The sequence below is a fragment of the Micromonospora sp. WMMA1923 genome (assembly GCF_049179195.1).
Classification (GTDB): domain Bacteria; phylum Actinomycetota; class Actinomycetes; order Mycobacteriales; family Micromonosporaceae; genus Micromonospora; species Micromonospora yangpuensis.
Genome location: NZ_JBMHLZ010000001.1, coordinates 898,298 through 913,428 on the forward strand (window position 1 = coordinate 898,298; position 15,131 = coordinate 913,428).

The window sequence follows — 15,131 nt, forward strand, 5'->3', positions numbered from 1 at the left end:
GTCTGGCAGACCCACTGCGGCTGGTGACTGGCCCTTCCGACGTCCACACCCGGCACGGACCCAGCTTACGGCCGAGGCGCACGACCGGCCCGTCCCGACCGGCTCGGCCGCCCCTGCCGGGTGGCTCATGTGGTGGGTGCGGGGGGCTGACGCTGCGGGGTGAGGGCGTAGCCGCCGTCGCGGTGGACCACCAGGCCGAGCTGCTCCAACAGGGCCAGTTTGCGAAGTGCGGTGCGGACCGCGACGCCGGCCCGGGCCGCGATCGAGTCGAGCCCGGTGACACCGCGCCGGGGCAGTGCCTCCAGCACCATCGTGGCGTCGTCGTCGAGGTGGTCGGTGGGACGCACCGGACCACGGGCCGGCGGTGCCAGGTCACTGCCGATCCGCCCCACCTCCTCCAGTACGTGGGCCAGCCCGGTCACCAGTCGGGCATCCGGGTACTCCCGGAGCAGCTCGTGCGCGCCGACCGACATCGCGGAGGTCACCGGACCGGGTACCACCATCGCCGGCCGTTTGATGGCCAGCGCCCGGCGCATGGTCTGGGTGGCGCCGCTGCGTGCCGACGCCTCCACCAGAACGCTTCCCCGAGTGGCCGCGGCGATGACCCGGTTGCGGATCAGGAAGCGGGGGCGGAAGGGTTCCGAGCCGGGAATCCACTCGCTCACCAGCAGACCCGTCTCGGCGATCCGGTCGAACAGCGCGGTGTTGCCGACCGGGTAGGGCCGGTCGACACCGCAGGCCAGCACGGCGACGGTCACCGCGCCGGCGGTCAACGCACCCCGGTGCGCGGCGGCGTCGATGCCGAACGCCCCGCCCGAGACCACGGTCCAGCCCCGCTCGCCGAGGCCGTACCCCAGCTCGGTGGCCACGTGCAGCCCGTACCCGGTGGCGGCGCGGGCACCGACCACCGCGACCGAGCGGTCCAGAACCTCCGCCAGCGGCCAGCTGCCCCGAACCCACAGGCAGAGCGGCGGAGCGGTGTCCCGGTCCACCTTGCGGTCGGCTCCGTCCAGACTCAGCTGTCGCAGGTGAGCCACCTTGCCCGGCCACTCCGCGTCGTGCGGGGTGACGAGCCGCGCGCCGAGCCGGTCGGCCCGTTCCACCGCCTCGGCGGCAACCGCCCGGGGATCGCCGGCGTTGAGCCGTGCCGCCACGGCGCGGCGCAGCGCGTCACTCGGCGCGCCCCCGTCCAGCAGCGCCGCCAGCGTGACGACCGGGCCGACCCGGTCGACCATCCGGTGCACCGTCCAGGTGCCCGGCTCGGTCAGCCAGGTCAACGCGATCCGGGCCAGCCGGTCCTCCGTGAGGTTCACGAGTCTTCTCCGGTACGTAGTCCGATGGCCTCCAGGACGTCGTCCCGCCCTGGTCGGGCCCGACCGTCCAGATCGGCGATGGTCCAGGCGAGCCGGATCACCCGGTCGAAGCCCCGCGCGGACAGCGATCCGCTGTCCAGCCGGCCACGTAGCTGCGTGGTGTCCGCCGGTGGGAGCCGCCAGGGCGGCTGGCGCAGCAGGTGGCCGGGCATCTCGGCGTTGAGGCGTCGCCCCAGCCCGGCCCACCGTTCGGCGGCTGCGGCCCGGGCCGCGGCGACCCGGGCGGCCACCACGGCTGACGACTCGTTGCCCTCGCCGGTCGCCAGCAACTGTGCCGCCCGGACCGGCAACACCGTGACCTGGACGTCGATCCGGTCCAGCAGCGGACCGGAGAGCCGTCCGAGGTAGCGTCGCCGGGCCAGCGGACTGCACTCGCAGTAGGCGTCCCCGGCGGCGCGCGCGCAGGGACACGGGTTGGCCGCCAGCACCAGCTGCACCTGGGCGGGATACTCCGTGCCGCCCCGGGCCCGCACCAGCCGGACCCGACCGCTCTCCAGCGGCTGCCGTAGCGCCTCCAGGGCACCCCTGCCGAACTCGGCGGCCTCGTCCAGGAAGAGCACGCCCCGGTGGGCCAGGGAGAGCGCACCCGGCCGGGCCAGCCCCGTTCCGCCGCCGACCAGGGCGGCGACCGTGGCGGTGTGGTGCGGGGCCTGGAACGGTGGTCGACGCAGCAGTCGACCGTCCGGTGGCAGCAGCCCGGCTACCGAGTGCAGGGCGGTGACCTCCAGGGCCGCCTCGTCGGTGAGCTCCGGCAGGACCGAGGGGAGTCGTTCGGCGAGCATGGTCTTGCCGGCCCCCGGTGGCCCGAACAGCGCCAGGTGGTGGCCGCCGGCCGCGGCGACCTCCAGGCCCCGTCGGCCCAGCCCCTGACCTGCCACGTCGGCCAGGTCCGGGCCGTCGGGCCCCGGCGGCGGCCCGGCCACCGGAGGATCGAGTAGCGGTGTGCCGTCCCGGACGAAGCTGACCAGCCGGTACAGCGTGTCGACGGCCCGCACCCGGACGCCGGGGATCATCGCCGCCTCGGCGGCGTTCTCGGTCGGGACGATGACGCGGTCCAGGCCGGCGCGGGCGGCGGCGGTGACCATCGGCAGCACCCCGCGCACCGGCCGGACCGTCCCGTCGAGCCCCAGCTCGCCGAGGAGCACCACCCGCTCCAGCGCCGTCAGGGGCAGCTCACCGGCACCGCCGAGCAGCGCCGCCGCGATCGCCAGGTCGAACGCCGAGCCGTACTTGGGCAGGTCGGCGGGGAGCAGGTTGATGGTGATCCGCCGGTTGGGCCAGCGTTGGCCGGAGTTGACCACGGCGGCGCGTACCCGGTCACGGGCCTCGTGCAGGGCGGTGTCGGGCAGCCCGGAGACCACCACCGCGGGCAACCCCGGTGCGAGATCCGCCTCCACCTGCACCACGTGCCCCGTCACCCCGACCAACCCGACGCAGTGCACCCGGGCGTAGCTCATCGGTGCGTACCCATCTCAGAACGCGCCCTTGAGGTGCTCGACCCGGGCGGGGCCGGCGGTGGCCAAATGGACCGAGAGCACGTCGAAGCGCAGCTCGTCCGCGGTGGTGCCGGTGGTGGTCAGCCAGCGCACGGCCAGACCCCGCAGGCGGCGGGCCTTGGCCGGCACGATCGCCTCGGCCGGAGTGCCGAAGTCCGTGCCGCTGCGGGTCTTCACCTCACAGAAGGCGAGCACCTCACCGTCCCAGGCCACGATGTCGATCTCACCGGCGGCGCACCGCCAGTTCCGGTCGATCGGGCGCAGCCCGGTCAGGAGAAGGTGCCGCAGGGCGCAGCGTTCGCCGTACGCGCCGACGGCCCGGTTCCGCTTCGTCATGCCCTGCACGGTGCCGGAATCCGCCGTCGGAGTCGGCGGCCCTGTGGACGACGGGGGCACCTGTGGACAACCGGACGATCATGCCCTCGGTGTGGTACGGCACGGCAGTTCCGTCCGTACGGGGGAGGGGTGTGCCCACCGACCGGCGTCGTCGCTCGGTGGGCCGGTCCGTCGACGCCAGCCGCTCGGTCCGATCACCGGTAGCTACCCAGCGTGAACGACAGGCCGTTACGTCCACCGAATGGCGCGCCGCACCTGGCGTCACATACGGTGCCGGACGTGGACGGACGACGGAGCTTTCCCGAAGATCAGGAGCCGCACTGGTATCCCGCGGAGCGCGGATACGGTGAGCCGGAGTGGCAGGCGACGGAGGAGAGCCGCTACCAGACGGACGGCTTCGTCCTGCCGGACCAGCGGACCGAGCCGGGGCAGCGGCGCTATGACGAGCGGGACGAGCCGACCGTCCGGCGCCCCGGTGACACCGGGCGGTACGGCGCCGACGACCCCCTCGGCGGGGAGGGCGCGGACACGGACAGCTACCTGCCCACCCGGAGCCGGCGGGGCGAGCCGTCGGGCGAGGTGACCGCCGGTGGCCGGGCTGCCGATTCCCAGCGGCGTCGGGCGGCCCACACGTCGATGGAGATCGCCCTGCCGGTGCCCCGCCGACCGGTCGCCGTGCCGGTCTCGACGGACCCGTACGCCCCGCCGGCTTCGGCGGACCCTTACGCCGTGCCGGTCTCGGCGGACCCCTACGCCCCGCCGGTCTCGGCGGACCCCTACGCCCCGCCGGTCTCGGCGGACCCGTACGCCGCCGAGCGGCAGCCGGTCGATCCGGTGCGGTCGTCGCCGCTGGCCGGGTACCCGATCGTCGGGCCGAGCCGGGGAGCGGAACCGGGCCGGACGAATCCGCCCACCGATCCGGCCCGCGGCACGGACCCGGTCGAGCCGCTTGCCGGCCCGGAGCCGGAGCACGCCACCGACCTGGGGCGGGCCATCGACCCGAGCCGGGGTGCTGACCTGGACCGGGGTGCCGATCCGGGGCGGAACACCGGGCCGGCCCGCTTCGTCGACACCGGCGCAGGGGGGCTGAACCGCCCGGCCGACCTGGGCCGGGACGCAGCCCAGGGCGTGGCGACCGACCAGGGTACCGAGTCCGGTCGGAGCACGGAGCACGGTCGGGGCGTGGAGCACGGCCCGGGCGCCGTCCCGGGCCAGGGCGCGCAGGCGGCGTTGGGCACCGGGGGCGGACGGCCGGCCGAGCCGCCGCATCCGCTGGAGCTGCCGACCGGGCCGATGCCGCCGATCGCGCCGCGTCCGGACCTGGCCGGGCCGGGTGCCGACCCCGGCGCGTACGGGCCCGACGGGGGGCGGCTGCCCGGTGCCCCGGTGGGGGACGGGGTGTACCGCACCCGCCGTCCCGCGCTCGCCGTACTGCTCGCGCTTTTGGTCGTCTTCTTCGAGGTGCCGGCGCTGCGGGTGTTCTACAACGGCCTGGTCGGTGACCCGTTGTCGACCGCCAACGTGGTGGTCGGCACCTTCCTGGTCGCCGGGTTGCCGATCTTCGCGATCGGGCTCTACGGGCTGCGTACCGGGGGATTGGCGATCTCCGACGGTCGGGGCTGGCTCCGGCCGCCGACGGCCTACCTGACGGTCGGTCTGGTCCTCTTCCTCGCCGCCGCGCTGGCCGCCGGCTCGTAGCGCGCCGCGCTGGCCGCCGGCTCGTAGGGCGCCGCGCGCCGCCGGCTCGTAGGGCGCCGCGCTGGCCGCCGGCTCGTAGGGCGCCGCGCGCCGCCGGCCCGTTCGGCAGGGCGGACGGCTGCCGCCGGAGTGGGGGCGTACACTGGGCGACTGGCGACCGCCTTGCGCGGTCGACCTCGCGCGCCTTCTCCACATCTCGTCGTGGGGCGGCGGCCTCCCTGGTCCCGATCTTGATCGGGCCCACCATGGCCGACGACCGGGCGCCAGGCGTCCGGCCGCCGGCCGGACGGGACAACCAGGGACAATAGGAGTACCCCACCATGGCCGTCGTGACCATGCGTCAGCTGCTGGAAAGCGGTGTCCACTTCGGGCACCAGACCCGGCGCTGGAACCCGAAGATGAAGCGGTTCATCTTCACCGAGCGCAACGGTATCTACATCATCGACCTGCGCCAGACGCTCGACTACATCGAGAAGGCGTTCGAGTTCGTGCGGGGCACGGTCGCCGAGGGCGGCAGCATCCTCTTCGTCGGCACCAAGAAGCAGGCCCAGGAGGCCATCGCCGAGCAGGCGACCCGGGTCGGCCAGCCGTACGTCAACCACCGCTGGCTCGGTGGCATGCTCACCAACTTCCAGACGGTGTACAAGCGGCTGCAGCGGATGAAGGAGCTGGAGGCCCTCGGTGACCTGAGCGGCACCACCGCCGGCTACACCAAGAAGGAGACCCTGCAGCTCTCCCGCGAGAAGATCAAGCTCACCCGTACCCTGGGTGGTCTGCGGGACATGCAGAAGCTGCCGGCCGCGATCTGGGTGGTCGACACCAAGAAGGAGCACATCGCCGTCGACGAGGCCCGCAAGCTGGGCATCCCGGTGATCGCGGTGCTCGACACCAACTGCGACCCGGACGAGGTCGACTTCCCGATCCCGGGCAACGACGACGCGATCCGCTCGGCCGAGCTGCTGACCCGGGTCGTGGCCGCCGCCGTCGCCGACGGCCTGATCGCCCGTTCGGGCCGCCGTCGCGGTAGCGACGAGAAGCCCGAGCCGGGCCAGGTCGGTGCCGACGAGCCGCTGGCCGAGTGGGAGCGCGAGCTGCTCGAGGAGCCCAAGAAGGCCGACGAGCCCAAGGCCGACGAGCCGAAGGCCGCCGACGAGCCGAAGGCCGACGAGCCGTCGGAGCCGAAGGTCGAGCAGCCGGCGGCCGCCGCCGCGGAGTGACCGCACCGCCGCTGTCCGCCGTCGGTTCCTGACGGCGGACAGCGGCCGGTACGCCGGGCACATCCGCTCCGGTTCCGGGTAAGCACCCCAGACCAACCCACCGCAGTCCCAGATACCGAAGAGAGAGTCATGTCCAACTTCACCGCCGCAGACGTCAAGCGGCTCCGCGACCTGACCGGCGCCGGCATGATGGACTCCAAGAAGGCGCTTACCGACGCCGAGGGCGACTTCGACAAGGCCATCGAGATCCTGCGCGTCAAGGGTGCCAAGGACGTGGGCAAGCGGGCCGGTCGGACCGCCGCCAACGGCCTGATCGCCCACTCCGGCAAGGCCCTGCTGGAGCTCAACTGCGAGACCGACTTCGTCGCCAAGACCGACGCCTTCATCGCCCTGGCCCAGCAGCTGGTCGAGCACGGTGAGCGTAGCGGCGCCCAGAACGCCGAGGAGCTGCTCGCCTCGACGCTGGACGGCAAGACCGTCGCCGACGTGGTGCAGGAGCAGTCGGCCAAGATCGGTGAGAAGCTGGTGCTGAACCGCTTCGCCAAGGTCGACGGCACCTTCGCCGTCTACCTGCACCGCAAGAGCCAGGACCTGCCCCCGGCCGTCGGGGTGCTGGTGGAGTACACCGGCAAGGCCGACGAGGCCGGGGACTCCGACGCCCGGGCCGTGGCCATGCAGATCGCCGCGATGCGGCCGAAGTACCTCACCCGGGACGAGGTGCCCGCCGACCTGGTCGACGCCGAGCGCCGCATCGCCGAGCAGACCGCCCGCGAGGAGAACAAGCCCGAGGCGGCGCTGCCCAAGATTGTCGAGGGTCGGGTGAACGCCTTCTTCAAGGACTACGTCCTGATCGAGCAGGCGTCGGTGGCCGACAACAAGAAGACCGTCAAGCAGGTGCTGGCCGAGGCCGGCATCGAGGTGACCCGCTTCGTCCGGTTCGAGGTCGGCCAGGCCTGAGCCGTACCACGGACACCCGGGGTGTCCGTGGGTGGGAACGTCGACGAGGAGGCCGCCGGTGTACGTGACAGGCACCGCGGCCTCCTCGTCACATAGGGTCGTCAGCGGCAGGTTCGCAGTACGCAAGCGCACCGGGGACGTGCGTGAGGAAGGGCGGGGCGGATGACGCAGGTTGTGAGAGACCGGAGCCTTGCGGCGGAGGATCCGACCGCGCCACCACCGGGCCGGGCCCGTCGGGTGGTGCTGAAACTCTCCGGCGAGGTCTTCGGTGGCGGGGCGATCGGGGTCGATCCGGACGTCGTACAGGCGATCGCCCGGCAGATCGCGACGGTGTCCCGACGCGGCGTGCAGGTCTCGGTGGTGGTCGGCGGAGGCAACTTCTTCCGCGGCGCCGAGCTGCAGAAGCGCGGCATGGACCGGGCCCGGGCCGACTACATGGGCATGCTCGGCACCGTGATGAACTGCCTGGCGTTGCAGGACTTCCTGGAGAAGGAGGGCATCGAGACCCGCGTGCAGAGCGCGATCACGATGGCCCAGGTCGCGGAGCCCTACATCCCGCTGCGCGCCATCCGGCACCTGGAGAAGGGACGGGTGGTCATCTTCGGCGCGGGTGCCGGCATGCCGTACTTCTCCACCGACACCGTCGCCGCCCAGCGGGCGCTGGAGATCCACGCCGACGTGGTGCTGATGAGCAAGAACGGGGTGGACGGCGTCTACAGCGCCGACCCCCGCATCGATCCCACCGCCAGCAAGTTCGACTCGATCACCTTCTCCGAGGTGTTGCGGCGCAACCTGCGGGTTGCCGACGCCGCGGCGTTCAGCCTCTGTATGGAGAACGGCCTGCCCATGCTGGTCTTCGGCGCACAGGGCGACGAAACGATCATCCGAGCCGTGGGTGGCGAGAAGATCGGCACCCTGATCACCGCCTGAGTGACGGCAGCGGTCCTCCGGTACGACAAGCCACGACGAGCACAAGTAAGGAGGCGAGGAGACCGGTGATCGACGACACCCTCCTCGAGGCCGAGGAGAAGATGGAGCGTGCGGTCGAGCACGCCAAGGAGGAGTTCGGCGCCATCCGTACCGGTCGCGCCAACGCCGCCATGTTCTCCAAGGTCATCATCGACTACTACGGCAGTCCGACCCCGCTGCCCCAGATGGCGTCCATCGGGATTCCCGAGCCGCGCATGGTCATCATCAAGCCGTACGACAACTCGCAGATCAATGCCATGGAGAAGGCGATCCGCGACTCCGACCTCGGTGCCAACCCCAACAACGAGGGCAACCAACTGCGCCTGCTGCTCCCGCAGATGACCGAGGAGCGCCGCCGCGAGATGATCAAGGTCGCCCGGCACAAGGGCGAGGAGGCCAAGGTGGCCATCCGCAACATCCGCCGCAAGGGCAAGGAAGAGCTGGACCGCCTGGTCAAGGACGGTGAGGTCGGCGAGGACGAGGGCCGCCGCGCCGAGAAGGACCTGGACGACCTGACCCAGCGGTACGTGGCCACCGTCGACGAGTTGGTCAAGCACAAGGAAACCGAGCTGCTCGAGGTCTGAGCGCCGTACGCCGACCCGGTCGGCTCTGAACGTCCTCGCCGACCCGGTCGGCGGTCGTGGCACCGGAACGCCCGCGCCAACAGCCGGGCGTACCCCGGTGCCACGGTCGTTCGGCACCTGGTCTGGGCCCCGCGCCGAGCGCTGGACGCGGTGATCTGGGCCCCGCGTCGAGCGGCGGGTGCGGTAGCCTCGTCCACCCGGTCCGGCAGGCGGGTGCAGTAGGCTCGGCACGGTTCCCGGCAGACACGGGCGAACCAACGGGGGTCCTCCGTCCGTCGGGACGGACAACATCAACGGAACAGTCGCGCGCCGGTAGGGGATGATTGTGCTCTTGCGTCCTGTGGTGGTACCTGTACCGCGTCCCTTCGGTACGTGATGTCCCACCTCGACCCCTACAGCAGTGCCGAGCCGCGTGGTCGGGAACGACCCGAGGGCCGGTCCACGCTGCCCTGGCCGGACCGGGACATCGAGCCGGCTCCGCTGAACTCCCGGCCGCCGGCGGTCGACCGGTACACCGGGCCACCGGACCGGCTTCGTCTGTCGGCCGGTGCGGAGCCGCCACCGGAGCGGCTCCCCCTGCCGGCTGGTGCGGATCCGCCACCTCGGCCCGACGACCGACCGACCGCCCAGTTCGCCCCGATCCGGGTCGAGCCCGGTCCCGAGGTGGAGTCCGGCCCGCCGGAGCTGCCGAACCGGCCACCGGGACGGCGTGAGCCGGGCCGTCGCCGGGCCAGCGCCGAGCGTCCCGCCACCCAGCAGCTCCCACCGAGCCGGGCCGGACGTAACCTGCCGGCGGCGATCGGTGTCGGGCTGGGGCTCGGCGCGGCCGTCCTCGTCCCGCTCTTCCTCTGGATCCCCGGCTTCATCGCCGTGTTGGCCACCGCGGTGGGCATCGGCATCTGGGAGATGACCCGGGCGGTGGGCCGCACCGACGCCCGCCCGCCACTGGTGCCCCTGCTCGCCGGCGGGGTGCTGACGGTGGGGATGGCCTGGTGGGCCGGGCCGGACGCGCTCGTGCTCGGGCTGCTGGTGACCATGCTGGGCACGACGATCTGGCGGCTCGGCGACGGCCTCGCCAATCTGCGTCGGGATCTCGTGCCGGCCCTGCTGATCGCGGTCTACGTGCCCTTCCTGGCGGGTTTCGCGGCGTTGCTGGCCGGGGCCGAGGGCGACGGGAACTGGCGGGTGCTGGTGACCGTGGTCGCGGTGGTCCTCTCCGACACCGGTGGGTACGCGGCCGGGGTCTCGTTCGGTAGGCGTCCGATGGCCCCGTCGATCAGCCCGAAGAAGTCCTGGGAGGGCTTCGCTGGTTCGGTGGCTGCCGCCGCTGCCGGCAGCGCCCTGCTGATCTGGCTGCTCTTCGACGTGGCACCGTGGTGGGGAGCGCTCTTCGGGGTGGCCGTCTCCGGTGCCGCGGTCCTCGGTGACCTGGCCGAATCCATGATCAAGAGGGATCTCGGGATCAAGGACATGAGCAACCTGCTGCCCGGCCACGGTGGCCTGATGGACCGGCTGGACTCGATTCTCTTCGCGGTGCCGACCGCGTACGTCATCCTGGCGGTCCTCGTGCCGGTGGTGGGCTGAGGGATGAATCACGTTGCCCTGCCGCCGCCGACCGGGCGACCGGGGTGGGTTCGGCACCTCCGGACAGGTGCGTCCGGTCCACGACGTGGGAGACTGGACCTGCTATGACGAGTCTGCCCTTGATCCCCGTCGCCTCCGACGCGCCCGCCCGCCGGGCGGCCATGCCGCCCCGTCACCTCGCCGACCTCGATCTGACCGGCCGGCAGGCCGTCGTCACCGAGTTGGGTGAGCCGGCGTTCCGGGCCCGGCAGGTCTCCACCCACTATTTCGGCCGACTGGTCCGGGACCCGGAGCAGATGACCGACCTGCCGGCGGCCACCCGGGAGCGCCTCGCCGAGCGGCTGCTGCCGCCGCTGCTGCACCCGGTGCGGGAGTTGGCCTGCGACGACGGCGCCACCCGCAAGGCGCTCTGGCGGCTGCACGACGGTTCGCTGGTGGAGAGCGTGCTGATGGGCTACCCCGACCGGGTGACGGTGTGCATCTCCAGCCAGGCCGGTTGCGGGATGGCCTGTCCGTTCTGTGCCACCGGCCAGGCCGGCCTGACCCGCAACCTCTCCACCGCCGAGATCGTCGACCAGGCGGTGTACCTCGCCGGGGTGGCCGCCTCCGGAGCCGTCGCCGGCTCCCCACCACGCCTGTCGCACGTGGTCTTCATGGGCATGGGTGAGCCGTTGGCCAACTACTCCCGGGTGCTGACGGCGATCCGTCGGCTGGTCGCGCCGGCACCGGAGGGGCTCGGGTTGTCGCAGCGGCACATCACCGTCTCCACGGTGGGGCTGGTCCCGGCCATGCGTCGGCTCGCCGACGAAGACCTCTCGGTCACCCTTGCGTTGTCCCTGCACGCCCCCGATGATGAGCTGCGCGACGAACTCGTGCCGGTCAACCAGCGGTGGAAGGTGGCCGAGGTGCTGGACGCCGCGTGGGCCTACGCGGGCCGCACCGGCCGCCGGGTCTCCATCGAGTACGCGATGATCAAAAACGTGAACGACCAGCCGTGGCGGGCCGACCTGCTCGGGCGGCTGCTGGCCGGCAGGTTGGCCCACGTCAACCTCATTCCGCTGAACCCGACGCCGGGCAGCCGGTGGGATGCGAGCCCGAAGCCGGTCGAGCGGGAGTTCGTCCGCCGGCTGCGCGCGGCCGGGGTGTCGACCACCGTGCGTGACACCAGGGGACGTGAGATCGACGGAGCATGTGGGCAGCTCGCCGCCACCGAGGACAGGGACGCCGGGCCGTCGGGGGAGGCAACGGCGTGACCGGTCGTAGCGAACAGGACCAGGAGACATAGTGGCGAGTCAGGGTCAGCGGTTCCGGCGCAAGGCGCTGCGCCGCGGGTACAAGGTCGACGAGGTCGACGCCTTCCTGGACCGGGTCGAAGCGACCCTCGACGGCCGGTCCGTCGGTGCCCCGGTGGCTTCCCAGGAGGTCCACGACGTCGTCTTCCGGGTTCGCTTCAACGGCTACGACGAGTGGCAGGTCGACCTCCATCTGGATCGGGTCGAGCGACAGTTGGCCGAGCTGGAGGAGCGCGGTGGCGCCGCCACCGGCCGCGGTGAGGCGCGGACTCCCGACCGACTCGGCCCGCCGCCGGAGCGGACGGCTCCGGACCGGATGAACCCGGACCGCATGGGACCGCCGGACCGGGGCGGCGAGGACCGGATGGGTTCCCCGGACCGGATGGCCCTCGACCGGATCGGACCCCCCGACCGGATGGCCCTCGACCGGATGGGCCCGCCCGACCGCATGGGTCTGCCGGATCGGATGGGACCCCCTGACCGGATGGGTCCTCCTGATCGGATGGGTCCGCCTGACCGGATGGGACCCCCTGACCGGATGGGTCCGCCGGATCGGATGGGACCCCCTGATCGGATGGGACCCCCTGATCGGATGGGTCCGCCTGACCGGATGGGACCCCCTGATCGGATGGGTCCGCCGGATCGGATGGGACCCCCTGATCGGATGGGTCCGCCGATGCGGGATGACCGGGGCATGCCGCCCGGGCCGCAGCCGATGCCGCCCCGCGCCATGCCGGGGCAGGGCGGGCCGCCGCCGGACCGTTACGGTCGGTACGAGGAGAACACCGGCGGGTTCGCCGCCGGCTACGACGCGCCGCAACGCGGCGGGTACGACGCACCGCGTACGCCGACCGGTCCGGGGCCCGGGATGGGCGGCCCGGGCGCTCCGATGGGGCCGGGTGGTCACGGCGGCCCCGCGCCGCGCGGTCTGCCGGCCGGGCCCAGCGGGTACGGCCCGGAGGAGCCCCGCTTCGACGGCTTCGAGGCCGGTCGACACGGGCGGGCCGACATGACCGCCGAGATCAGGATGCCCGAACACGAGCTGCGTGAGCTGCGCGGGGGCCGGGGTCCGGCTGGTCCGCCACCGGTGCCGTCGCAGGCGCCAGGTGGCCCACCCATGGCCCCGCCACCGCCGATGGGCGGTCCGCCGCCCGCCGGTCCGCCGATGATCGGTCCGCCGATGGCCGGTCCCCCCGGCAGCGACCTGCACCAGGTCGACCAGATCCGCCGCAGTTTCCAGGTACGCCGGTTCGGTAGCGGCTACGACCCGGACCAGGTGGACCACTTCTTCGAGAGTCTGCTCGGCGCGATGGCGGGGCGGGGCCCCATGCCGGTCAACCCGAAGGACCTGGACACTCTCCGCTTCGGCCTGGTGCCCGGCGGGTACTTCGAGGCGGAGGTCGACTCGGCCCTCAAGGACGTCCAGGACATCCTCTTCGGCCGCTGAGCCGGCGACCGGGAGCCATGACACGCACGAGAAGGTAGGGGCCGCACCGATCGGTGCGGCCCCTACCTTCGACAGGTCGTCCGGATCACCGCCCGAGCGGCGGGCGTCGGGTCAGGAACGCAGACCGTTGCGGCGCAGCACCACGTCGCCGATCACAATGCCCAGCAGCAGTACGGCGATGCCGACCAGCCAGAGATCCTCGACCCTGCCCTCGTGGTTGCCGCAGATCATCGCCAGCATCGCCAGCGCGGTGACCACCGCGCCGATCCGGCCGGCCTTCCGGTGTCCAGGCTTGTGCTGATCGGGCGACGTTACCGGCTCACTGCCTGCCACTGTCGGTCCTTCCCTCGCTCTGCGGATCTCCGATCAGTCTGGCACGTCCGGCCGTCGCGGCTGCGCAGGGTCCACCACGGGACCGGTGCCACCCGCCGGCAGGGGCCGTTCGGCACGGGGCGAAGGGCACTACCGGCGTCGCGGGTTGTCGACCACACTGCCTCCGGTAGCGTTCTGACGTACGCCTTGATTGCCTTGTTGAGGGAGACTGCGGTGCGAGTGACCGGTACGGGCCATGCCAGCATGCGGATCGACACGGCCGCGGGCAGCATCCTGTGCGACCCGTGGGTCAATCCGGCCTACTTCGCCTCCTGGTTCCCCTTCCCCGACAACTCCCTGCTGGACTGGGAGACCCTCGGACAGGTCGACTACCTGTACGTCTCCCACCTGCACCGGGACCACTTCGACGCGAAGCACCTGCGGGACTTCGTCAGCAAGGACGCCACCGTCCTGCTCCCCGAGTTCCCCACCTCCGAGATGGAGGACGAGTTTCGCGCGCTGGGCTTCACCAAATTTCTCAAGGCCCCGAACGAGCAGGTCGTCGAGCTCGACGGCGGCCTGAAGATCATGATCCAGGCGTTGACCAGCCCCACCGACGGTCCGATCGGTGACTCCTCGCTCTGGGTGGAGTACGACGGGGTCCGGCTGCTCAACCAGAACGACGCCCGCCCGACCGACCTGGGCCTCTTCACCGAGTTGGGGCACGTGCACGCCCACCTGCTCCAGTTCTCCGGGGCCATCTGGTACCCGATGGTCTACGAACTGCCGCAGTCGGCCAAGACCGCGTTCGGCAAGCAGAAGCGGGACCGTCAGTTCGACCGGACCTGGCGCTACATCGACGACCTGAAGGCCTCGCACGTCTTCCCGATCGCCGGCCCGCCGTGCTTCCTCGACGACGCGTTGTGGCAGTTCAACGACATCCACGGCGACGAGGGGAACATCTTCCCCGACCAGTCGGTCTTCCTGGCCGAGTACGCCAAGGTCGGCGGGACCAACGGCATCGTGCTGCTGCCCGGCAGCGTCGCCGAGGTCACCACCTCCGGCGCGACGACCACCCATCCGCAGCCGGTCGAGGAGTTCTTCGCCAACAAGGTCGCCCACCTGGAAGAGATGCGCGAGCGCAAGCGGCCGGTCATCGAGGCGGAGAAGGCGTCCTGGCGGCACCCGGAGATCGACGTCCTGAAGGAGATGAAGCGGCGGATCGAGCCGCTGCTCGACGAGTCGATCTACCTGGCCAAGGGGGTGGGTGGCCCGGTCCGCTTCGACCTCGTCAGCCCGGACGGCTCGGGTGGGGAGAGCGTCGAGTCGATCGTGGTGGACTTCCCGGGCAAGGAGGTCCGTCCGTACGCCGACGAGAAGGTGCGGTACCGGTTCCGTACCGAGCGGGCACTGATCGAGTACCTGTTGCACATCGGCGAGGTGGACTGGGTCAACTCGCTCTTCCTCTCCTGCCGGTTCTCGGCGGCCCGGATCGGCCAGTACAACGAGTTCGTGTACGCCTTCTTCAAGTGCCTCTCCACCGAGCGCCTCCAGTACGCCGAGGGCTGGTACGACGAGCACGAGCGGGCGGTCGACGCCGAGGACATCACCCTCGGTGATTGGGTCGTGCAGCGTCGCTGCCCGCACCTGAAGGCCGACCTGAGCCGGTTCGGCATCGTCGAGGGCGACCAGCTCACCTGTCAGCTGCACGGCTGGAAGTTCGACCTGCCCAGCGGTCGCTGCCTGACCAGCGTGGGGCACAAGGTCCGGGCGCACCGGGTAGGCGAGGAGGAGGCGACCCCGCAGTCGGCTCCGTAGCTGCTCCGTAGCGGCCCCGGCCATCGAGTTGATCCACTGGCTACGATG

General features: G+C 72.0%; 12 protein-coding genes and 1 pseudogene. 9 read left to right on the forward strand and 4 right to left on the reverse strand.

What is annotated here, in order from left to right:
- Positions 1-125: 125 nt before the first annotated feature.
- From ACN28G_RS04170 to ACN28G_RS04180, 3 genes are read right to left on the reverse strand one after another with little or no spacing between them, the layout of a single operon-like run.
- A complete protein-coding gene (locus ACN28G_RS04170; RefSeq protein WP_421478444.1) occupies positions 126-1,313 on the reverse strand; it encodes a DNA-processing protein DprA in 1,188 nt (395 codons plus the stop codon).
- Entirely contained in the window at positions 1,310-2,830 is a 1,521-nt protein-coding gene (locus ACN28G_RS04175) for a YifB family Mg chelatase-like AAA ATPase (protein WP_091435509.1), read from the reverse strand. Before ACN28G_RS04175 ends, ACN28G_RS04170 begins: the two co-directional genes overlap by 4 nt.
- A gap of 15 nt (positions 2,831-2,845) precedes the next feature.
- Positions 2,846-3,205, reverse strand: a complete 360-nt coding sequence (locus ACN28G_RS04180; protein WP_091435510.1) for a YraN family protein — start codon at positions 3,203-3,205, stop codon at positions 2,846-2,848.
- Positions 3,206-4,276: 1,071 nt separating this feature from the next.
- Here ACN28G_RS04180 and ACN28G_RS04185 point away from each other — a divergent pair.
- From ACN28G_RS04185 to ACN28G_RS04220, 8 genes and pseudogenes are all read left to right on the forward strand, one after another.
- Positions 4,277-4,903, forward strand: a pseudogene (locus ACN28G_RS04185) (hypothetical protein); the annotation flags it as partial.
- Positions 4,904-5,223: 320 nt separating this feature from the next.
- Positions 5,224-6,120 (forward strand): 30S ribosomal protein S2, encoded by an 897-nt coding sequence (rpsB, locus tag ACN28G_RS04190; protein WP_091435511.1) that lies wholly within the window; start codon positions 5,224-5,226, stop codon positions 6,118-6,120.
- 129 nt (positions 6,121-6,249) lie between these two features.
- Positions 6,250-7,077, forward strand: coding sequence for a translation elongation factor Ts (gene tsf / locus ACN28G_RS04195; RefSeq protein ID WP_091435512.1), 828 nt, complete (start codon positions 6,250-6,252; stop codon positions 7,075-7,077).
- A 162-nt stretch (positions 7,078-7,239) separates the two neighbouring features.
- Positions 7,240-8,007, forward strand: coding sequence for a UMP kinase (pyrH, locus tag ACN28G_RS04200; RefSeq protein ID WP_091435513.1), 768 nt, complete (start codon positions 7,240-7,242; stop codon positions 8,005-8,007).
- A gap of 65 nt (positions 8,008-8,072) precedes the next feature.
- On the forward strand, positions 8,073-8,630 hold the full coding sequence (gene frr / locus ACN28G_RS04205; RefSeq protein WP_091435514.1) for a ribosome recycling factor: 558 nt from the start codon (positions 8,073-8,075) through the stop codon (positions 8,628-8,630).
- Positions 8,631-9,005: 375 nt separating this feature from the next.
- Positions 9,006-10,214, forward strand: coding sequence for a phosphatidate cytidylyltransferase (locus ACN28G_RS04210; RefSeq protein ID WP_091435515.1), 1,209 nt, complete (start codon positions 9,006-9,008; stop codon positions 10,212-10,214).
- A 104-nt stretch (positions 10,215-10,318) separates the two neighbouring features.
- Positions 10,319-11,467, forward strand: coding sequence for a 23S rRNA (adenine(2503)-C(2))-methyltransferase RlmN (rlmN, locus tag ACN28G_RS04215; protein ID WP_091435516.1), 1,149 nt, complete (start codon positions 10,319-10,321; stop codon positions 11,465-11,467).
- 31 nt (positions 11,468-11,498) lie between these two features.
- Entirely contained in the window at positions 11,499-12,953 is a 1,455-nt protein-coding gene (locus ACN28G_RS04220) for a DivIVA domain-containing protein (RefSeq protein WP_421478445.1), read from the forward strand.
- A 111-nt stretch (positions 12,954-13,064) separates the two neighbouring features.
- Here the strand turns inward: ACN28G_RS04220 and ACN28G_RS04225 are convergent, their stop codons facing one another.
- Positions 13,065-13,286, reverse strand: coding sequence for a DUF2631 domain-containing protein (locus ACN28G_RS04225; protein WP_091435518.1), 222 nt, complete (start codon positions 13,284-13,286; stop codon positions 13,065-13,067).
- 213 nt (positions 13,287-13,499) lie between these two features.
- Between ACN28G_RS04225 and ACN28G_RS04230 the strand changes: the two genes are divergently transcribed.
- Entirely contained in the window at positions 13,500-15,083 is a 1,584-nt protein-coding gene (locus tag ACN28G_RS04230) for a Rieske 2Fe-2S domain-containing protein (protein WP_421478446.1), read from the forward strand.
- The last annotated feature ends 48 nt before the right edge of the window (positions 15,084-15,131 follow it).

Bases quoted from the DNA above. Each gene is read 5' to 3' on its own strand.
- rlmN (WP_091435516.1), top strand. From the start codon at position 10,319: ATGACGAGTCTGCCCTTGATCCCCGTCGCCTCCGACGCGCCCGCCCGC.
- ACN28G_RS04210 (WP_091435515.1), top strand. From the start codon at position 9,006: ATGTCCCACCTCGACCCCTACAGCAGTGCCGAGCCGCGTGGTCGGGAA.
- tsf (WP_091435512.1), top strand. From the start codon at position 6,250: ATGTCCAACTTCACCGCCGCAGACGTCAAGCGGCTCCGCGACCTGACC.
- ACN28G_RS04180 (WP_091435510.1), bottom strand. From the start codon at position 3,205: ATGACGAAGCGGAACCGGGCCGTCGGCGCGTACGGCGAACGCTGCGCC.
- ACN28G_RS04175 (WP_091435509.1), bottom strand. From the start codon at position 2,830: ATGAGCTACGCCCGGGTGCACTGCGTCGGGTTGGTCGGGGTGACGGGG.
- rpsB (WP_091435511.1), top strand. From the start codon at position 5,224: ATGGCCGTCGTGACCATGCGTCAGCTGCTGGAAAGCGGTGTCCACTTC.
- pyrH (WP_091435513.1), top strand. From the start codon at position 7,240: ATGACGCAGGTTGTGAGAGACCGGAGCCTTGCGGCGGAGGATCCGACC.